This is a genomic window from Cytobacillus sp. C11.1 (assembly GCF_058145115.1).
Genome location: NZ_CM176935.1, coordinates 2,504,867 through 2,523,692, shown reverse-complemented (window position 1 = coordinate 2,523,692; position 18,826 = coordinate 2,504,867). Strand labels below are relative to the sequence as shown.

The 18,826-nt window shown below is 40.0% G+C and carries 19 protein-coding genes, 1 pseudogene and 1 riboswitch; of the genes and pseudogenes, 6 read left to right on the top strand and 14 right to left on the bottom strand.

Going from position 1 to position 18,826, the window contains the following annotated elements:
• Positions 1–114 precede the first annotated feature (114 nt).
• Positions 115–522, top strand: coding sequence for a reverse transcriptase-like protein (locus AC3ZVC_RS12535; RefSeq protein WP_490063603.1), 408 nt, complete (start codon positions 115–117; stop codon positions 520–522).
• The gene (locus tag AC3ZVC_RS12530; protein ID WP_490063602.1) at positions 522–1,442 is read left to right on the top strand and encodes a DMT family transporter; all 921 of its coding nucleotides are present in this window, start codon (positions 522–524) and stop codon (positions 1,440–1,442) included. The genes AC3ZVC_RS12535 and AC3ZVC_RS12530 overlap by 1 nt, the downstream gene beginning before the upstream one ends.
• Positions 1,443–1,486: 44 nt before the next feature.
• On the opposite strand, the gene AC3ZVC_RS12525 is transcribed toward AC3ZVC_RS12530, so the two are convergent.
• Positions 1,487–1,750, bottom strand: a complete 264-nt coding sequence (locus AC3ZVC_RS12525; protein WP_490063601.1) for a DUF6123 family protein — start codon at positions 1,748–1,750, stop codon at positions 1,487–1,489.
• A 152-nt stretch (positions 1,751–1,902) separates the two neighbouring features.
• Positions 1,903–2,364, bottom strand: a complete 462-nt coding sequence (locus AC3ZVC_RS12520) for a divergent PAP2 family protein (RefSeq protein WP_110064153.1) — start codon at positions 2,362–2,364, stop codon at positions 1,903–1,905.
• Between the two features lie 220 nt (positions 2,365–2,584).
• Between AC3ZVC_RS12520 and sspL the strand changes: the two genes are divergently transcribed.
• Positions 2,585–2,722, top strand: a complete 138-nt coding sequence (sspL, locus tag AC3ZVC_RS12515) for a small, acid-soluble spore protein L (RefSeq protein WP_026581140.1) — start codon at positions 2,585–2,587, stop codon at positions 2,720–2,722.
• Between the two features lie 282 nt (positions 2,723–3,004).
• Here the strand turns inward: sspL and AC3ZVC_RS12510 are convergent, their stop codons facing one another.
• The 12 genes and pseudogenes from AC3ZVC_RS12510 to AC3ZVC_RS12455 form a co-directional block, all read right to left on the bottom strand.
• Entirely contained in the window at positions 3,005–3,895 is an 891-nt protein-coding gene (locus AC3ZVC_RS12510; protein ID WP_490063600.1) for a 5'-3' exonuclease, read from the bottom strand.
• 79 nt (positions 3,896–3,974) lie between these two features.
• Complete coding sequence (locus AC3ZVC_RS12505) at positions 3,975–4,577, bottom strand: hypothetical protein (protein WP_490063599.1); 603 nt, start codon at positions 4,575–4,577, stop codon at positions 3,975–3,977.
• A gap of 91 nt (positions 4,578–4,668) precedes the next feature.
• A complete protein-coding gene (locus AC3ZVC_RS12500) occupies positions 4,669–5,505 on the bottom strand; it encodes a sulfurtransferase (RefSeq protein WP_490063598.1) in 837 nt (278 codons plus the stop codon).
• A complete protein-coding gene (locus tag AC3ZVC_RS12495; RefSeq protein WP_490063597.1) occupies positions 5,502–5,720 on the bottom strand; it encodes a hypothetical protein in 219 nt (72 codons plus the stop codon). Before AC3ZVC_RS12495 ends, AC3ZVC_RS12500 begins: the two co-directional genes overlap by 4 nt.
• Before the next feature lie 5 nt (positions 5,721–5,725).
• The gene (locus AC3ZVC_RS12490; protein WP_490063596.1) at positions 5,726–6,475 is read right to left on the bottom strand and encodes a nucleotidyltransferase domain-containing protein; all 750 of its coding nucleotides are present in this window, start codon (positions 6,473–6,475) and stop codon (positions 5,726–5,728) included.
• Positions 6,476–6,500: 25 nt separating this feature from the next.
• A complete protein-coding gene (locus AC3ZVC_RS12485; RefSeq protein WP_490063595.1) occupies positions 6,501–10,166 on the bottom strand; it encodes a dynamin family protein in 3,666 nt (1,221 codons plus the stop codon).
• Between the two features lie 535 nt (positions 10,167–10,701).
• Complete coding sequence (locus AC3ZVC_RS12480; RefSeq protein ID WP_490063594.1) at positions 10,702–11,265, bottom strand: isoprenylcysteine carboxyl methyltransferase family protein; 564 nt, start codon at positions 11,263–11,265, stop codon at positions 10,702–10,704.
• 4 nt (positions 11,266–11,269) lie between these two features.
• Positions 11,270–12,355 (bottom strand): type III polyketide synthase, encoded by a 1,086-nt coding sequence (locus tag AC3ZVC_RS12475; protein ID WP_490063593.1) that lies wholly within the window; start codon positions 12,353–12,355, stop codon positions 11,270–11,272.
• 380 nt (positions 12,356–12,735) lie between these two features.
• Positions 12,736–13,510: pseudogene (locus AC3ZVC_RS12470) on the bottom strand (SDR family NAD(P)-dependent oxidoreductase).
• 76 nt (positions 13,511–13,586) lie between these two features.
• A complete protein-coding gene (locus AC3ZVC_RS12465; RefSeq protein WP_490063592.1) occupies positions 13,587–13,733 on the bottom strand; it encodes a hypothetical protein in 147 nt (48 codons plus the stop codon).
• A gap of 109 nt (positions 13,734–13,842) precedes the next feature.
• A complete protein-coding gene (locus AC3ZVC_RS12460; RefSeq protein ID WP_490063591.1) occupies positions 13,843–15,153 on the bottom strand; it encodes a nucleobase:cation symporter-2 family protein in 1,311 nt (436 codons plus the stop codon).
• Positions 15,150–15,752 carry a xanthine phosphoribosyltransferase gene (locus AC3ZVC_RS12455; protein ID WP_490063590.1) on the bottom strand — a complete coding sequence of 201 codons (603 nt, stop codon included), beginning with the start codon at positions 15,750–15,752 and terminating at the stop codon, positions 15,150–15,152. The genes AC3ZVC_RS12460 and AC3ZVC_RS12455 overlap by 4 nt, the downstream gene beginning before the upstream one ends.
• Positions 15,753–15,998: 246 nt before the next feature.
• A riboswitch (purine riboswitch) is annotated at positions 15,999–16,100 on the bottom strand.
• A 370-nt stretch (positions 16,101–16,470) separates the two neighbouring features.
• On the opposite strand from AC3ZVC_RS12455, the gene AC3ZVC_RS12450 reads away from it, so the two are divergent.
• Genes AC3ZVC_RS12450 through AC3ZVC_RS12440 form a run of 3 tightly spaced genes read left to right on the top strand, consistent with a single transcriptional unit; the run spans position 16,471 to position 18,776 of the window.
• The gene (locus AC3ZVC_RS12450) at positions 16,471–16,620 is read left to right on the top strand and encodes a cytochrome c oxidase subunit 2A (RefSeq protein ID WP_110064164.1); all 150 of its coding nucleotides are present in this window, start codon (positions 16,471–16,473) and stop codon (positions 16,618–16,620) included.
• A gap of 24 nt (positions 16,621–16,644) precedes the next feature.
• Entirely contained in the window at positions 16,645–17,121 is a 477-nt protein-coding gene (locus AC3ZVC_RS12445) for a cytochrome c oxidase subunit II (protein WP_110064165.1), read from the top strand.
• On the top strand, positions 17,121–18,776 hold the full coding sequence (locus AC3ZVC_RS12440; protein ID WP_490063589.1) for a b(o/a)3-type cytochrome-c oxidase subunit 1: 1,656 nt from the start codon (positions 17,121–17,123) through the stop codon (positions 18,774–18,776). The genes AC3ZVC_RS12445 and AC3ZVC_RS12440 overlap by 1 nt, the downstream gene beginning before the upstream one ends.
• Positions 18,777–18,826 lie beyond the last annotated feature (50 nt).

Genomic DNA, 18,826 nt, shown 5'->3' with positions numbered 1-18,826 from the left:
CTATATAACGGATTTTTATGATAAACTACTTTTAGTTTACCCTGTTGCAGTGTTAAATAAAGAGCAGCATAACTCTCTTAACACATTACCCATGAAAAGTCGGGAGGCATAGCAATGATTGAAGTATATATAGATGGAGCCAGTGCCGGAAACCCTGGTCCAAGCGGTGCAGGTATTTTTATAAAAAATAACGGAGAAGTCCAGCGCTACTCGATTCCATTGGGTGAAATGGAGAATCATGAAGCAGAATACTGTGCATTTTTAAAGGCCCTGGAAATATGTATAGAAAAGGGCTATAAAGTTGTATCCTTCCGTACAGACTCACAGCTTGTCAATCGTGCTGTCGAAAAGGAGTTTGTGAAAAATAAAAAATTTGCCCCCCTGCTTGAAGAAGCATTGAATCTTACGAGACAATTTGAATTATTTTTTATGAAATGGGTGCCGAGTTCGGATAATAAAGCAGCTGATGAATTAGCCCGGGCAGCCATCCGGGACAATAAAATGAAAGGGCAAGATAAATAATGAACAGATCTACAATATTCGCTGATATAAGCCTTTTGCTCGTTGCCTTGGTTTGGGGATCCACCTTTGTGCTGGTGCAAAATGCTATTGCTTTTTTAGAACCATTCTCCTTTAATGGTGTGCGTTTTTTCCTTGCAGCCCTTCTGCTCGGAGGATGGCTCATCCTTTTCGAAAAAAAACAGCTGAAGCTGCTAAATAAGAAACTGATGGCTTCAGGGGTTATTATGGGCCTTTTTTTATTTGTAGGCTACGCTTTCCAGACAGTGGGGCTGCTGTATACTACTTCATCAAAAGCTGGTTTCATAACCGGTTTAAGCGTGGTGATGGTTCCCGTATTCTCTTTCATGCTTATAAAAATCAAGCCGGGTATTAATGCCGTTGCAGGTGTCTCAATTGCCACCGCAGGACTGTACCTGCTGACAATGACAGATAAAGTCTCGCTGAATATTGGAGATGCATTTGTATTTATATGTGCTGTCGGTTTTGCCCTTCATATTATCTTCACAGGCAAATACAGCAGCAAATATCCTGCCCTGCTGTTGACTGTCATCCAGGTAGCAACTGTAGCTCTGTTATCGATGATTTTTGCGCTTTTCACAGAGAACTGGCAACAGGCATTTCAGCCTGATATTTTGTTTAAATCTAATGTGCTGGGAGCTCTCATTGTGACTTCGCTTTTTGCAACAGCCATTGCTTTCTTTGCACAGACAACTTTTCAAAAATATACAACCCCAACAAGAGTTGCACTAATTTTTGCAATGGAACCAGTTTTTGCAGCTGCAACCGGTTTTATATGGGCAAATGAAAGGCTATCGTATAGTGCAGTGATTGGCTGTCTGCTTATTTTTGCGGGAATGATTTTTGCAGAAATCCCTGCCAAGAAAAATTTTTTCACCTTAAAGAAAAAAGCTGCCTCCTGATTGGAATCAAAGCAAAAGGCGTGTTCTCAAGTGGACACGCCTTTTTAAATTATTGATTTTTCTTTTACAAACTTTATTGCTTCACGCCTGCTGCTGATTTCATTGGAAACCAGTGTTTCCAGTAATGATACATAGAAACTTCCGTCAAATGATTTCTGTGCTTTTAATGTTAATTCAATAGCTGCATTTGCAAGCTCATCTGAAGCATTTGTGTAATTTTTGCCAAAGTAAATAAAGCCAATTGCGTCTTCACGTAATTGAAAACCTTTACTTTGCAAAAAGTGCAAATATTCTTCAACTGTCTTCACAAAAACCTTACCCTCTTCCCCTGCTCCCTTTGCTTTCTCCTAAATCTTACCTGAATTTTCGACAATTATCTACCTTTTTCTGCAGGAAGCAGGCAGGGGTTGTCCATCTTTGGAAAGTGGATTGACGGCGGCCAACGATATGTTGCGACTATTTATTTTTTCTTTGTAAGAAGATAGCCAAGCGTACCTGTAAGCACTCCCAGAAGAGCTCCTCCTAAAACCTCGGCAGGCTGATGGCCGAGCATCTCCTTTAGCTTCTTTGGACCTTCCTCTTCAAACTTTACTGTCTCATCTTTGTGAATCTTATCAACAAGCTCGCCAAGGCTGTTTACCTTTAATGTAAGCTCACCAGTCTGGCGCCTGATTCCCTGTGCATCATACATAACGATCAAACCGTATACAAGCGAGAGAGCAAAATCAACAGTCGGAACTCCCCGCTTTAATGCAATAAAAGTAGTTAAGGAAGAAACACCTGCCGAATGGGAACTCGGCATTCCGCCTGTCTGGAAAAATAAATCCGGACGAAGCTCTCCTTCTTTAACATAATGGATGGGAATCTTCAGCCCCTGAGCCAATCCTATACTTAACAGAGCTATATAAACTCCTTTATTCATTTCAGACTCACCTCTTTTATATTGTGAAGTATGCAGGTTGTTATTATTCCTCCAGAGAATGCTGATTAGAGCATCTTTTTATTGTGAAATAAACCAGCATAAATGCGTATAGCATCAGTTGCTAATTTGTACCCTTCATGGAAATGATTAAAACACAAAGACTTAAACAATAATAAGGTTATCAAAATCGGCAATGATTTTTTAAAGGAGGTGAACCCACTTGAGCAAAAATGGACATACAAACAGAGGAAAAAAAGCTCCGGGTGTAAACCCTCAAGGATACGGGCAGGATGCAGAATTCGCAGAAGAGCCGAAGAGCAAGCTTGAGAATGCTGCGAAAAAGAAAAATACAAAATAATGCAGAAGAGGCCGCCTTGAGAAGGCGGCTTTTGTTCGGTGGATTATGTGTGACCAATACTGATGCTGGCTCGCTGTTTACACGCGAGGTTTTTCCTTCCTTTTGCACTCGATGATTTTCGATTTGTACCCGGTCACTCCCTAACGCAGTTTTTGCTTACTGTAACCTTAGTTTTCTTGTACAACTTTAATCTGCTTATACGCATTATCCTATCTCACTAGCTTCCCCTTGCCTGGCACATCCAAAACAAAAACTCCAGGCCTGCTGCCTGGAGTTCCCATATTAAGCATATTCTTTTTTCAGATCAAGAAATCGGTGAAGTCCGCGAAATTCAATTTCGGTGAATTTTTCGATTACCTTTTCTCGGTTAATAGTAAATTGGGCAAGGTCCAGTGGACATTCAACAGGAACATCGCATTTTATTTCTGCAAGCTGTCTGCTCAGGTGGAGCATCTCAAGATCCTGTTCAATTTTAGTGCGCTGACCTTTTGTCAGCTGCTCCAGGTTTTCAAGGACGCCTTCAATATGCTCATACTGCTGAAGGAGCTTTAATGCTGTTTTTTCGCCAATCCCTTTTACACCAGGATAGTTATCGCTAGTATCACCCATGAAAGCTTTTAAGTCGATCATCTGCTTTGGTGTAATGCCTTTTTCTTCATAGAAGGTTTCGCTTGTATGAACCAGGTAATTTCCGTATCCCTTTTGCAATAAAATAACAGAAATATTATCATCCAAAAGCTGCAGGATATCCTGGTCTCCAGTAAGGATTAGCACTTCTGCTTCCTGGCTTGCTTTTTTTGCGATCGTTCCGATGCAATCATCAGCTTCATACCCTTCTAACCCGATATTTGGAACATCGAAAGCTTCGACAACATCCTTTACAAGATCAAATTGAGGCACAAGCTCAATTGGAGCTTCTGGTCGGTTTGCTTTATATCCATTAAACATTTCTGTCCGGAATGTTTTGCTTCCCATATCCCAGCAGACAGCCACGTGAGTAGGGCTGAAAGAAGAAACTGCTGTTAAGAAGTGTTTTACAAAGCCGTAGACTCCATTTGTAGGAATTCCTTTAGAATTTATCATAAATTGGCCGGAGACAGCGGTGGCAAAATAAGCTCTGAATAAAAGCGCCATCCCGTCAACAAGCAGCAGTGAAGGTTTGTTTTCGTTCATTTCTTCGCCTCCCGGTTATAATCGTAACTACTATTATAACATGGGAAACACCCACATTCTCTTGAAAAGTTTTACAATACTATTCCGTTTCCCTAATCAATTCAACACCATGCTCTTCAAGTTCAAAATATGTCGCGATTCTAGCCTTGCGGATATTATCATTCAAAAGATAGGAGTAGCTTGTTCCGTCATTAAACGTAAAAATCAGTTTATCATCTGACATTATGCCCATTTCATTTTTGACCGTTTGCCTCGCTTGTTTAATTTCTGTCCACTTATAGTGCTTCTCCTCCAAACTGAACAATGGATTAAAGTGAACTCCGTTTTTATCGATGTAATGGTAATAGTCAAAGCTAAGTATTAATGTGGCCAGCGAAGCAATAAATCCAATGCCGACAACCATTTTCCAAAGCTTGCCGAACTTTTCTGCGCTGTGAAGCCAGACCCCTGCAATCATAAAAACCGCTATCGCTACCAGTGCAAAACTAAATGTTAAGTAAGCGGATTTAGGCGCTTCGAATACCCATGTTCCAGTTGGTCTATAAAACTGTGCCTGGAATGGGGAGAGCAAAAAAATGGGAACAAAGATGGCAGAAAGAATAAGTATTATGGCGATGGTTACCAGTATTTGATTAATATCAGTTTTTTGCTTTTTTGTTATCGTATAACCTGAAGTATTCATTTAAGACCTCCAATAATCTGAATCTATTAAACCTTTTAAATTATATAATATTTTCTACAGTAAAAAAATCCCTTTTTTAAAAGGGATTTCTCTATTTTTCGACAGTTTCTATCTCATTATCCTCATATGATATCCAGTCACTAAAGCTTCCTGAATATAATTTTACATTGCTATATCCGGCTTCAATCAAAGCAAGAAAGTTTGGTGCTGCAGTGACTCCTGATCCGCAATAGACAATAACCGGCTTGTTTTTGTCGATTTCTGCAAACCTTTTCTCCTGGTCTTGAATTTCTTTAAATCTGCCATTTTCATAAGCCTCAAGCCAAACTTTGTTGATTGCCCCTGGAATGTGGCCTGCTTTTTTGTCGATTGGCTCTTCAAGCCCCAAGTAGCGTTTCGCTTCTCTTGAATCGATTAATACTGCTCCGCCGTAGTTTTCTGACTGACTTTTAACCTCTTCATAAGGAGCAAGGATACCTTGCTGGAGCTCAATGGTAAAAATAGCAGGTTCATAGCTTGGTATTTCATTACTTACGGGATATTCGCCGTTAATCCATTCTTTATATCCGCCGTTTAAGATATAGACTTTTTCATGTCCCAAATAGCGGAGCAGCCACCAAAACCGTGAAGCAAAAGCCCCTTCCCCTCCATCATAGGCAACAACTGTTGTTTCCCGGCTGATTCCCGCCTTCTCAAGTGCATGTTTAAGCTGCTCCAGCTCTGGCAGTGGATGCCTTCCTCCGTGCTCTTTTACCTTGCCTGAAAGATCTTTCTCAAGGTCAAAATAAACCGCATTTGGAATATGATTTAAAGAATATAAGCTGTGGCCCTCTTCAGGAGAACCGAGTTTAAACCGGCAATCTGCAATTCTTACATTTGAATCATTAAGTTTGTTTAATAGCCATTCCTTTTCGATTACATACTTCATCCCAGATTGTCCCCTTTTCTTTTTTTCATCAGCCCGACTACATGTTCCTTTGGAGTCCAGCAGTTAAATTGAAAGTCAGGTTTTGTTTCATAGCCAAGCCTGCTGCAAAAATAATACATTCCATCTTTGCGCTTTTGAGTTTTGAAGTTAATACAGGTGGCGCAAGCATGAAAAGAATTCTTCTCCATAGCTCTCCCTTTTTCGGTTTCAGACATTTTGCCTATATCCCAAGCAGCTCCCAAAGCCATCCATTGAGGAACGTTACCTGGCTGCTGCCTTTATTCAATTTTTCAGCAGCTGCTACCATTGCCTCTTTTTCTTTCTCCAGTCTGCCAATCATAGTGTCAGCATAATCTCCATTAATAAGACGTTTATTCTGTTTTTCTTCTGCAAGCTCCCGGTAAAAATGAGTGAAATTACTTTCTTCCTTTATTAGAAAAAGTCTTCTATAAAGAAAATGACCATTCAAATGTTCAGCAGCGAGTATCTGTCTGGCGATTAAAAAAGCTCTCACTGCCTGGATAAGCAACTTCTGCTTTTTCTCTGTGATTGCTTCTTTCTTGGCAGCTTCCTTTAAATTACGGGACAGAAGCTGAAGGTAATGCTGAAATAATTTATATTTTGAAAAATCATTTTCTACTATTCTCTTTAGCTTTACAGAAAATTGACACTTGTCCCTGTATAAAATGGGTGAGTATGTCCATTCATAAATGCTTGGATTAGATTTTTTCATCAGGTCAAGCGCTTTGAAAATATCCCAGCCATGCGCATCAAAAGGATCATCTAAATCTATAACCTCCTTTGCACGTTCAAGGGAAAGGTAGGATTTTATGTCCCTGTGTTTAAATATGAAGCGGATATCATAGTCTGATCCCGCATCATCAGTACCCCACGCTCTGCTCCCTGCTTCACATGCAAAAAGGATATCGATATGATATTTTTCTTCTATAGCGCGCAGCCATTTTTCCATGTGAAATGCAGCAACCTTTCGAAAATTATTTCTCGTTTTGTGCAATTTTCCTCTCAATTTCCTTCAGTTCCTCAATTGGGAAATCATCTTTTAGAGCCGCCGTGATACCTTCGTAGTATTCATTTGTCTGCTCAATAAGAGAATCGAGCAAACGCTCAAATTCTGTTGTCAAAAGGCTGTTGTAATGGAATTTCAACCTTGCACTTTCAGCCTGCAAATATCGGTCAGCCGGTTCCTGCAAGTTTTTCTCAAGCTCATCCGCCAACTGTTTCCGCTCATTTTTCTCAAAGAATGATTTCGGATTTTTAAAATGTGATAAGGCTTTTTTAAATTGAGCGTAATCCTCGTTTGAAAAAGCAGATTCAAATTCTATTCCATCCAAAGCGGATGGCTCATATAAACTATAAGACAAATCACTGTTCACATTAGCTGCTGATTTCGCAATGGACTCCTGCTGCTGTCCCAGCAGCTTGGAAATATAGGTTTCCAGCCTTAAGGTTGTTGCACGGAGCTCCTGGGCAAAATCAAATCCGAAGCTGGCAAGAAAATCATCAAGCGCTGCTTTTAGCATCTTCTTTAAATTACGGCCGTCGTCCTTTAAAAGTGACGGGTTGAAAGCCTCCTTGACAAAATCTCCAAAACGCAAAAATACTCTTTGCTTGATATAAAAAACAAGCTCATCTGTTTCCTGCTCAAGACTTTGAGACAGCAATTCAGGTTTCTGTTTGCGTATAAGATCAGAAATTGTTTTATGCTCATCTTTCAGCATCTTCAGCTTTTGAACCCTTACATCCTTGTTTTCCTGGGAAGAGGAAATATAAGCTCTTAACTGGCCTAATAAGCGTTTCCATTCTGTTTCTGCGGATGTAATGGAGATGTTCAGCAAATCCTGATTGATAAACGAATAAAAGCTTTTCTCAAAAGAGCTGATATTTGACTTTTCTTCTTTGTTTTTATCCATTTTTTCTGACAGAGCTTGAAGGCTGGATATGCCAAATAAATGAGGTCGGCGAATACCATACTGCACCAATTGGTCTTCCACATAATCAAGCACTGACTCTTTCTCTTCCTCATTACTTGCCAGGTCAATGGCATTGACTATAAAAAACATTTTATCGAGGGCAAAGGTATCTTTCACACGTCCCAACTGAATAAGAAACTCCCTGTCCGCTTTGGAGAAGGCATGATTATAATAGGTTACAAACAGAATTGCATCCGAGTTTTTTATATATTCAAACGCAACGCCAGTATGTCTTGCATTGATGGAATCCGCACCAGGTGTATCAACAAGTGTGATTCCCTGCCTAGTCAATTCACAATCATAATAAACTTCAATCGTTTCAACGAAGCATGATTTTTCCTCATTAGCCACATAGTCCTTAAATTCTTCAAGGTTAGCTTTAATTGTGCTCCCAAGTAATTCACGGAAAAAATGAAATCCACGCAAAAAAGCATTTAGAAAGGCAAAATGTGTCTTTTCATTCGCATCAAACCCCTGGTTGGCACCTGTTATTTTTTTTATAGCCGCAGCAGCATCGTCAAAACTGCTGGCTGTATAATCAAAGACTCTTAAAGAATGATTTACATCATTGAAAAGAGATTCGGAATCCTTGACCTTTACAAGAACAGTTCCGTGTGTATTCTCACCGGAAATAGGCTTTATTTTATTAATTGCGGCTGTTGTCGGGTTAGGGGAAACAGGCAGCAGCTTTTCGCCGATTAAAGCATTTGCAAAGGAAGATTTTCCTGCACTGAAAGCTCCGAAAAGTGCCACCGTGAATTCTTTGCTCTCAAGCCTTGATGCTTTCCCAGCCAAGTCTGCGGCAAGCTTTCTAAAGCCTGGAAGATCCTTAACAGCCTGAGCAGTGAAGTTAAGCTTTTCAATAACTGGCTGCACAGAAATGGAAGGTACAGGATCTTCAGCTGCTGGCGGTTCTTCATTGTGCACTGACTCCTTTAACTGTTCTTCTTTCCCATCCTGCCCTTCTTGCAGGAAAACAACCTCTGCTTCTTCAACATGCTCTGCAACTAGAACCTCGGCTTTCTCTTGAAACGCTTCCTGAGAATACTCTCCTGCAAGGTATGCCTGCATTTGGTTCTCTGCTGTTTGGAGTTTTTTTCTAATAGAACTTAACGCATTGAATGCTTCGGCATAATTTTTCAGCTGGAGGAGATCATCCTCTAGCTTTGATTGCTCATGGCTTATTTTATCCTCTAAGGCAGCCAGCAGTGCTTCTATTAAAATGGCTGCGCTGTTCTTAGCTATTCTTTTAACAGCATCTGCCGTATCATTGGTATACTGCAAAACATAATCGCCTGAAACCATGGCACCAGTCTTCACCGTTTCGGCTAAAAGTTCCGGCTCAAATTTCATTTCAAAGCGCTGAGCCTGTGCCAATAATCCAGGATCGTGAATATCATGCTGTTTAAATTGCTGCAGAAAGAGCTCTTTTAAATGCCATTCTAATTGAGCCTTTACTTTCTCGGAAAAGTCCTGATAAAAACGTTCAAGTCTTGCCTGTCTTTCCTGCTCTGTTTTCTGTCTGCTGAAAAAAAGACCGACTTTAAACTCCGGCTGGCGGGACTCTAAGTAAGACTCAGCCAGTTCTCTAGTCTGGAAAGGCATTAAATAAGCATTTTTCAGGATCTCATCGATTTTGTCCCTAACTTCGATGTCTGCTGTATGTATTGAAGTTTTCAGCCTTGTTAATTCAGTTTCTAAATTCGACAATTTTGCGGGCAGCTGTTCTCGTTCCTGCTGGCCAAGTTCAGCCAGTTTTTCTTCCCATTTCTCTTTTTCTGGTGCATTTGATTCATTCAAAAATTTAAGATGATCCTCAGCAAGTTTCTTCAAGGAATTGAAGACGGAAACAGGCAGGAGTGCTTCACGGTTCGCGATGCTCTCATTAATAAAATTCTGCAGCGGGTAAAACTCGTTTTCTTTATGGTCTTCATCTTTTAAAGAGGTATAGAAGATCCGTGCAGGCTTCACTCCCCATGAACCAAAAGAGTCTTTCACACTTTCTTTGAAGTGTGCAAAGCTTAGTTCTTCATCACGGTGTTTATCTATTTGATTGATGACTAGATAAACTTCTTTGCCTGCCGCAGTCAGTTCTTTTGTAAAAAGGAAATTCAATTCGGATTGAACATGGTTATAATCCATTACATAAAAAACCAAATCAGCCAAGTGCAAAGCAGATTCTGTAGCGATTCTATGCGCATCATCCGTTGAATCGATTCCCGGCGTATCCATAATGACAGCCTTTTTTGGCAAACTTGTTTTGGAATGGCTGATTTCAATGGATTGGATCAAATCGCCATCCTTGCAATAAGACTTTACTTGCCCGTAATCATATGGTGCAGGATACAGCCTCGGCTTCCCTTCCTTAAAAATCACTTTTGCATAATCCTCTTCACCGGATTTAACCTTTACCAGATTGGCACTGGTTGGGATTGGTGATGACGGAAGGAGGTCCTCTCCAGCAAGTTTGTTAATCATGCTCGATTTCCCTGCGGAAAAATGACCGCAAAAGGCAATGGCGAATTCCTGGTCTTTTAGCTTTCTCGCAAGATCCTTTGCCCTTTCAGCCGTCTGCTCATCATGATGACCCTTTGTATATGAATATAAAGCAGTAATTTTGTTCAGTAATTCATTTTGTTGTAATCCTGGTTGCATTGCCGTTTCAGCCATTTACATTTATCCCCTTGTAACTTCAATTTACTACCTATTTTAAATGATTTTCGTGTGTTTTCCTATACAGGAGATCTTATTCTTTGATTTTTCTAATATTTTTTGATGGAAATCTGCTTTTTAAAATAAATAATTATTTTCTTCTTAGTTAATAGCAGTTTCTTCGCTAATTTCTTTAGTTTGTTCGCAAATTCATTATGATTGTTCGCTAAATTTAAATATTTTATTAGCCATCTTCACCCGTTTGTTCGTAAAGTTCACAGATTTACAAGAATATGAAAATTAATAACAAAACAAAAACCAGGCAGCCGCCTGGTTCCAAATAATCCAATAATATTTATCTTGTATGAGGTTTTGCAACGTTATTCAGGACATGTTTCATAACCAGTGAGTATGCCGCGATAGTTCCTGCAACAAAAACGATTGTCATATGTAGCAACACCTTTCCTGTTGGAATGATATTGAGAATAATTTTCAACTTCAATTAGAAGTTTATCACGAACGATAATCATTTTCAATAGGGTTCATATAATTGTCAAACTTTTTTAATATCTTTATCAGGTTCCGGCCTGAGCCTCATAAAAGCATCTTCGTATTTGGTTAGCTCTTTTAGTGCTTTTTCTTCAGCTGGTATTCTGATGGACAGGATTAAAATATTCAGCAAAGTAAAGACAATTGCTGTAATGTATGCCTGAAACATCAAGGGGATTATCACAAATTCTACAGCTACGATCATATAATTTGGATGCTTAATAAATTGGTATGGTCCCCTTCTTATGACATTTGCGCCAGGCAGGACGATAATTTTGGTATTCCAAAATCGCCCGAGAGAAAACAGAGCCCACAGTCTGCCCGCCTGGGTGAGAACAAATAAAAAGAAAAGCATTGGCCATAAACGGGATAAGCCCTTGTCAAAAAATAAGACCTCAAAGATATAGCTGACAAAAAAGAGGGCATGAATCAAAACAATCCACTGGTAATGCCGCTGTCCAAATTCGAGTGCTCCACGCTCTTTCATCCATCTTTCATTATTTTTGGCAGCCACGAGCTCAAATGCACGCTGTAAAATGATTATCGTAATAAATAAGAAAAACAACATGTTTTCACTCCCACTCCAAAAGCAGCAATTCTGAACTGAATCCCGGACCGAGTGCAGTTGCAAGCCCGGTTTCTCCCTGCCGACCAAATTCCATAAATCTTTTTAAAACATACAGGATGGTAGCTGATGACATATTCCCGTATTCTTTTAAAACTTCCAATGATGTTTTCGTCATCTCCGGATCAAACTGCAGAGCACTTTGATAGGCTTCGATGACCTTTTTTCCGCCAGGATGGGCAACAAAATGGTTTACTCCTTCCATTTTAATCCCCTCCCTCTGCAAAAATTCCGCTACATTCGGCTTTAGCCAGCTTTCGATAATAGCGGGGATGTCCTTTGAAAAAACAACAAATAAGCCATCATCCTTCACTTCCCAGCCCATTACATCCAAAGAATCCCGCATCGTTGTTGATTGCGTCGCCAATATACGGGGAATGGCCGCCTGCTTCTGAAAATCTTCCCTTTTAACAGCATCGCCTGTTACAAGTGCACACGCTACTCCATCAGCAAAAAGGGAGGTGCCGATTAAATTACTTTTTGATCGGTCGTTGCGCTGGAATGTCAAACTGCATAATTCAATCGATAAAACCAAAACCTTTGCCTTAGGAAAAGCAAGGCAATATTCATACGCTCTTGAAAGACCTGAAGCGCCGCCCGCACAGCCTAAGCCCCAAATTGGTATTCGCTTCGTGTTTTCCGAAAAAGGAAGCTTATTCATAATTCTTGCCTCAATACTTGGTGTGGCGATGCCTGAACTTGAAATAGTAAAAATAGCGTCGATTTCTTCATAAGGTATTTGTTTCTTAAGAAACGTTTCACTATTTAAACAACCCTTGATGGCTTTTGTACCTAACTCAATAGCTTGATCAATATAAGCGTTATTTTTTTCTTCAAACGATTTGTCTGTCCTAAACCATTCCAAACCCTTTGCAAAATGACGCTTTTCAATTTGTCCGTTATGAAAAGCTTTTAAAAGTCGTTCAATATCCTTAAAGGATTCTGAAAATAGATCTCTGGCAAAATCCATTACCTGTTCCTGCCTTAGCACATGTGCAGGTATAGCTTCTGCAACTGATACGATTGCTGGCATACATGACTCCCCTTCTCAGGCTTTCTTTTAATTTTTCCAAAAAAATGCAGATTATGCTTAACTGTTATGTATGTAACCATTCCAACTTTATTTGAAACTATTAAATGATAGGTCTGTTAAGTTAGGTGTTTTTCGCTGCAGGAACTTTCCCCGGACTGCGGGGTCTCTCTTGGGATCTTTTTCCCGCAGAAATCACTTCTGCTCCATCAACACAGTGCTAAAATTAAGAATTTGCTTTAACACAGGATAAATAAAATAAAAAAAGCTCCCTCCGAGTAGGAGGAAGCAATATGTTTTGAAGGAGTTGTTGTGCATTTCCATTATATATGAATACTTGAATTAATAGCATTACTAAATCTTTTCCAATTTAAAGTACCTGTTTAGAATCCGTGTATGGTCATGCCGCCATCCACAAAAAGTGTTTGGCCTGTAACATAGCTGCCTGCAGAGGAAGAAAGGAATACTGCAGGTCCAACCAGTTCTTCAAGCTCTCCTACCCTTTTTAAAGGAGTAACAGCCAGGATATCCTTTAAGTATTCTTGGATCAGCCAGCAATTTTTCGGTTAGCGGAGTCTTAAAATACCATGGTCCGATGGCATTAACATTGATATTATGGGCTCCCCATTCATGCGCAAGGACTTTAGTCATTTGGATTAATGCCGCTTTGGTTGCTGCATAAACCACTCCCGTTCTTAAGGCTACATGTCCGGCAACAGACGCAATCGTAATGATTCTGCCAGGTGTATTCTTTTCCTTCATAACCTTTGCTGTTTCCTGTGACATCATAAACGCTGATTTAAGATTAGTATCCATAATGGTTTGCCACTCTTCATCCGTAACATCCAATGCCTTTGAACGGATATTCATACCTGCATTATTTATTAAGATATTAACTTCATTCCATTCGGCAGCCACCTTTTGAACCGCAGTATGTACATCTTCCCTTTTTGTTACATCTGTTTTGATTACTAAAGCCTTACTGCCCATACTTTCAATAATCCCAGCAGTCTCCTCTAAATCAGAGACGGTTCTGGATAATAATGCAACATCTGCTCCTGCTTCTGCCAGCCCAATGGCCAAAGCTCTCCCAATTCCTCTTCCTGCTCCTGTAACAATGGCTTTTTGGCCATCTAGGCGAAATGTCGGTAAATACATATTTTATCAACCCTTTATCTGAAAATTAATTTTATTTTAGCATAATAAAACTTTTTCACAAAAAAATGGCATCGGATTAATCCAATGCCCCAAATTGATTTTTATTTTTTTGATGTTTTTGAACTTCGATATAAATCTTCTTCGTAACAAGCAGTCCGCATGCCTCGCAAATTTCTTCTTCATTATATAAAAGCCGGCAATGGTCGCAATAATATTTTTCCATCACAATCCTCTCGCTTTCCTGTGAAGAACAGAGCGCCGGAAATATTGAAAGATATCCCGATAGAATATTATATTGATTGCCGGTTTTATTGTGAATAAAATTGTTTAATTTAAGAAGCTTTCTGCTCCGAAAAAGAAGCTGGCTGAACCTGTTTATTTCCTTTAAAAACATTGAATACAAGATTTAAAACAATGGCAGTCATACTTCCTGCTACGATCCCGTTATCAGTTAGGATGCGTATGCTAGAAGGCATTTGAGCAAATAATTCCGGTACAGCTGTTACTCCTAATCCCATTCCTACAGAGCAGGCAATGATTAATAGATTCTCCTGAGATGAGAACTCCACCTTGCTGAGCATTTTAATTCCATAGGCAACAACCATACCGAACATGGCTACCATCGCCCCTCCAAGTACCGGCGTTGGTATAATGGTAGTTAATGCTCCAATTTTCGGCACAAGTCCAAGCAGTACAAGGAACGCACCGGCAGTGTAAATAACATTCTTTGTTTTTACCCCCGACAGCTGAAGAAGTCCGACATTTTGTGAATACGTAGTATAAGGAAATGCATTAAAGACAGCTCCAAGGATTATCGCAAGCCCTTCAGCACGGTAGCCATTTGAAAGGTCCTTTTCCTCAAGCTTCTCATCGCAAATGTCACCGAGCGCAAAGTAAACTCCCGTCGATTCTACTAAACTAACCATTGCAACCAGTATCATTGTTAGAATGGCAGTCACTTCAAAAGTAGGCAATCCAAAATAGAATGGAGCCGGCATATGGAACCAGGAAGCCTCCGCAACTGCTGAAAAATCAACATTTCCCATAAAATAAGCAACAATTGTTCCTGCAGCCAATCCCAGTAAAATGGCAATGGAACGAATAAACCCTTTAAAGAAACGGAACAGCACAATAATGAACAGCAATGTTCCAAATGCCAGTGCAATATTTGACAGTGAACCAAAATCAGGGCTCCCCTGGCCCCCAGCCATATTATTCATTGCAACAGGGATTAAAGTTATCCCAATAATCGTTACCACTGACCCGGTAACAACTGGTGGAAAAAATCTGACAAGTTTCCCAAAATACTTGGAAATAGCTACAACAAAAATTCCCGAAACGAGAATGGAGCCATAGATGGCAGATATGCCGTATTGGCCACCAATGGCAATCATTGGCCCTACAGCAGTGAAGGTACACCCCAAGACAACTGGAAGACCAATACCAAAGAATTTATTGCGCCAAACCTGAAGGAGGGTTGCAATCCCGCACATGAAAATATCAATCGAAACTAAATAAGTAAGCTGTTCCCCTGTTAAGCCGAGTGCTCCTCCTACTATTAGCGGTACAATAACCGCCCCCGCATACATTGCCAGTACGTGCTGGATACCGAGTGAAGTTATTTTGAGCGGATTCTGATTCATCGCGTTAGTTCCTCCATTTTCTCTGATGAATTTTCAAAGCTGACCATGCCGTTTTCAAGTGAGTCGAGAATTGCCAATGATTCTACTCTGTAGCCCTTTTCGCGGAGAAGGCAGCCGCCATTCTGAAACCCTTTTTCTATAACAATCCCTATTCCCGCAATTGATGCATTTGCTTTCTTTGCTATTTCTGCGAGCCCTAATGCCGCTTGTCCGTTAGCAAGAAAGTCATCAATAATAAGCACTTTATCCTTTTCATCAAGGTACTTATTCGACACAGAAATTTCATTGCTTTCTTCCTTTGTAAAGGAATAGACAGATGCTGTTATCAAATCATTTACGAGAGTCAAAGATTTTCTTTTTCTGGCGAAAACAACCGGAACGTTCAAATAAAGCCCGGCCATAACAGCAGGAGCAATTCCGGAGGATTCAATCGTTAATATCCTTGTAATCCCGCTGCCGGCAAATCTCTCAGCAAATTCTTTACCAATCTCTTGCATAAGCTGTGGATCTATTTGGTGGTTCAGGAATGAGTCTACCTTTAGTACTGATGATGATAAGACAATTCCTTCATTTTTAATTTTTTCTCTAAGCAGTTCCATCTTTCTCCTCCTCTGAAAATAAGGCGCTATTAATCTTGTTAGTTGATTGCGCTCCATACTCCCGCCTTCCTACCCAATAAACAAAGTGCCAATGTCACATTTACCTTAAACACGCCAAAAATAAATAGCCCTCAAACACAAAAAAGCCCAAAGGCCATCATTCACAACATAAAAATGAGTGAAGCAATGGCCTTCAGGCTTTTTAAACGAAGCTTGCAGGCAATTATAGGGCGGAATCAAATCCCATCCTTTACATTGCTCACCCATAGTCGGATCATTTACGGTAACCCGGTAGAAACTTGCAGGCCATATTCCTGCGATTATATGAGTGAATGTTATTAATTTATAAATATTATAACATCATATATTATTTATTCAACCTAAAAATAAGCTAAAAACGAACTTTATTAAAAAAATGATTGCAATCGTTCGATATTTGATCTTTTTTTTCCATATCATCTTTGTTTATATTAATCTTCTGCAAAAAATACACTCCTTCAGAAGTCTTGAGTTAACCTTCACATTTTCTTCACAATTTAAGCTTGGTTTCTGTGACATATATCACTGTAATATCAACTTTTCACTATTACCATAGTAATTAAGTAACGAATGAACAATTTGTGAACTAACGGAAAGCATCTAGAATCTTCCTAAATGTCTTGTATTATGAAAATGTAATCATTTACTTTTTCCAAATTTCCGAAGGGAGTGAAAGAAAATGGCGAAAACGGAACTCAGCCGCAAAACAAAAACTGAAATAGAGGATAGCTCTTCCTTAAAGGGAACGTTAGCTTCCGTTTTCTTATTAGGATTCTTCCTAGTAATTACGTGGGTAGGCGTTTACTTATTATTTGTCAGTCGCTTTTAAAAGATAGAAAGGGGAAATAAAGCCATGCATATGCATAAATTCGAAAAAGCCTGGCTCATTTTTGGAATTGGATCGCTTTTGGTCTTTTTAACAGTATTGGGTGTCAGCGCATTTTATCTTGGAAACCAGCCGCCAAGCTGTTTGGCAACAATCGATCCTGAAAAGGTTGATACAACAGCTCCATTTAATGAGCCGGGATTGAAAAAAGTTGAGGGTAAAGACTGGGATTATGAATTGGTTTTTGTAGCATCCGCATTTTCCTATAGTCCTGCTTCCGTTGAGGTTCCTTATGGAGCAAAAGTAAAAATAATTGCTACAACAAAGGATGTTGTTCACGGATTTGAAGTTGCAGGTTCGAATATCAATATGATGCTTGAGCCTGGATATATCAGTGAACATATAACAACATTTGATAAGACTGGTGAATACTTAATTGTTTGTAATGAATATTGCGGTGTTGGACACCACATGATGTCGTCTAAAATTGAGGTGGTGAAGTAATGTTAAACCCTACAGCTAACCTTAAGGTGGACCGCCGTGACGGCAAATTGGCAATGGCTCACTTTTTTGTTGCATTTACTGCATTGGCAATAGGCGGATTGGCAGGTTTATTACAAACACTCGTTCGCTCAGGAAAATTCGAACTCCCTGCCGGAATCGGCTATTATCAAATTCTGACTGTTCATGGTGTTGTATTAGGACTTGTACTTACTACATTTTTTATTATGGGCTTCCAGCTCGCTGCAACTAGCAAAACATCTGGCACTTTTACGAACCGGCAGCGCATCACAGGCTGGATCGGCTTTTGGCTGATGACCGCAGGAACTGTACTTGCTGCAACGATGATTCTCTTAAATGAAGCAACTGTTCTTTATACCTTTTATGCACCGCTTCAGGCACATGCATTATATTATATCGGCCTGACACTGGTAATTGTGGGAAGCTGGGTTGATGGTGCGGCTATTATCATGAAATATGCTGAATGGAGAAGAAAAAATCCAGGACAGCCGAGCCCTCTCCTAACATTTATGTCACTTGTTAATACGATGATGTGGATCGTCGCAACAATAGGTGTTGCTTCAACAGTGCTATTTCAATTGCTGCCTTGGTCTTTGGGCCTTGTTGAAACAGTTAATATTGGAGTAAGCCGTACACTATTCTGGTACTTCGGACATCCGCTTGTATATTTCTGGCTATTGCCTGCTTATATGGCCTGGTATGTTGTTATACCAAAAGTTATTGGCGGAAAGATTTTCTCAGATTCTTTGGCACGTATGTCTTTTATATTATTCCTGCTGTTCTCCATCCCTGTTGGTTTCCACCATCAATTAATGGAGCCGGGAATTGATCCGGCATGGAAGTTCTTACAGGTTATTTTAACATTCCTTGTTGTTATTCCGTCTCTTATGACTGCCTTTTCCCTATTTGCAACGTTTGAAAGCTTTGGACGTGCAAAAGGAGCAACAGGATTATTCGGCTGGCTGAAGAAGTTGCCTTGGGGCGATGCACGCTTTGTCGTTCCCTTCATTGGTATGGTAACATTCATCCCTGCTGGTGCCGGCGGTATCGTTAATGCCTCCCACCAGATGAACCAGGTAGTCCATAATACGATCTGGGTTACAGGGCACTTCCATTTAACTGTGGCAACATCTGTCGTATTAACATTCTTTGGGGTATCCTATTGGCTTATTCCGCATTTGACTGGACGTAAATTAACAAAAGCTATGAATAAATTAGGCATCATCCAGGCTGTCATCTGGTCCATAGGCATGACTTTCATGTCAGGTGCCATGCATGCTGCCGGATTGCTTGGCGCTCCACGCCGTTCTTCTTACTCCGAATATGGCGGAGCAGCACAGGCAGCAGAATGGATTCCTTATCAAGTTGCCCAGGCGATTGGCGGTTCCATCCTGTTCCTTGGCATCATTTTAATGCTTTACATCTTTATCAATTTAGCTTTCTTTGCACCTAAAGGAGAACAGGAGTTTCCTGTCGGAGAGCCTGCAGAAGAAACTGAAAAAGCTCCAATGGTATTTGAAAATTGGAAACTATGGCTTGGAATTACGTTTGTACTGATTTTGTTTGCTTACACCATTCCATTTATTGACTTAATTCAAAACGCTCCTCCAGGTGCTAAAGGATATAAGCTCTGGTAAATAGCAAAGAGTATATTAAAAAATCTCTGTTCCCTAAGGAACGGAGATTT

Bases quoted from the DNA above. Each gene is read 5' to 3' on its own strand.
- AC3ZVC_RS12530 (WP_490063602.1), top strand. From the start codon at position 522: ATGAACAGATCTACAATATTCGCTGATATAAGCCTTTTGCTCGTTGCC.
- AC3ZVC_RS12445 (WP_110064165.1), top strand. From the start codon at position 16,645: ATGCATATGCATAAATTCGAAAAAGCCTGGCTCATTTTTGGAATTGGA.
- AC3ZVC_RS12490 (WP_490063596.1), bottom strand. From the start codon at position 6,475: ATGGAAAAATGGCTGCGCGCTATAGAAGAAAAATATCATATCGATATC.
- AC3ZVC_RS12535 (WP_490063603.1), top strand. From the start codon at position 115: ATGATTGAAGTATATATAGATGGAGCCAGTGCCGGAAACCCTGGTCCA.
- AC3ZVC_RS12485 (WP_490063595.1), bottom strand. From the start codon at position 10,166: ATGGCTGAAACGGCAATGCAACCAGGATTACAACAAAATGAATTACTG.
- AC3ZVC_RS12500 (WP_490063598.1), bottom strand. From the start codon at position 5,505: ATGAAGTATGTAATCGAAAAGGAATGGCTATTAAACAAACTTAATGAT.
- AC3ZVC_RS12510 (WP_490063600.1), bottom strand. From the start codon at position 3,895: ATGAACGAAAACAAACCTTCACTGCTGCTTGTTGACGGGATGGCGCTT.
- AC3ZVC_RS12465 (WP_490063592.1), bottom strand. From the start codon at position 13,733: ATGGAAAAATATTATTGCGACCATTGCCGGCTTTTATATAATGAAGAA.
- AC3ZVC_RS12440 (WP_490063589.1), top strand. From the start codon at position 17,121: ATGTTAAACCCTACAGCTAACCTTAAGGTGGACCGCCGTGACGGCAAA.
- AC3ZVC_RS12450 (WP_110064164.1), top strand. From the start codon at position 16,471: ATGGCGAAAACGGAACTCAGCCGCAAAACAAAAACTGAAATAGAGGAT.
- AC3ZVC_RS12505 (WP_490063599.1), bottom strand. From the start codon at position 4,577: ATGAATACTTCAGGTTATACGATAACAAAAAAGCAAAAAACTGATATT.
- AC3ZVC_RS12455 (WP_490063590.1), bottom strand. From the start codon at position 15,752: ATGGAACTGCTTAGAGAAAAAATTAAAAATGAAGGAATTGTCTTATCA.
- AC3ZVC_RS12475 (WP_490063593.1), bottom strand. From the start codon at position 12,355: ATGCCAGCAATCGTATCAGTTGCAGAAGCTATACCTGCACATGTGCTA.
- AC3ZVC_RS12520 (WP_110064153.1), bottom strand. From the start codon at position 2,364: ATGAATAAAGGAGTTTATATAGCTCTGTTAAGTATAGGATTGGCTCAG.
- AC3ZVC_RS12460 (WP_490063591.1), bottom strand. From the start codon at position 15,153: ATGAATCAGAATCCGCTCAAAATAACTTCACTCGGTATCCAGCACGTA.
- AC3ZVC_RS12495 (WP_490063597.1), bottom strand. From the start codon at position 5,720: ATGTCTGAAACCGAAAAAGGGAGAGCTATGGAGAAGAATTCTTTTCAT.
- AC3ZVC_RS12480 (WP_490063594.1), bottom strand. From the start codon at position 11,265: ATGTTGTTTTTCTTATTTATTACGATAATCATTTTACAGCGTGCATTT.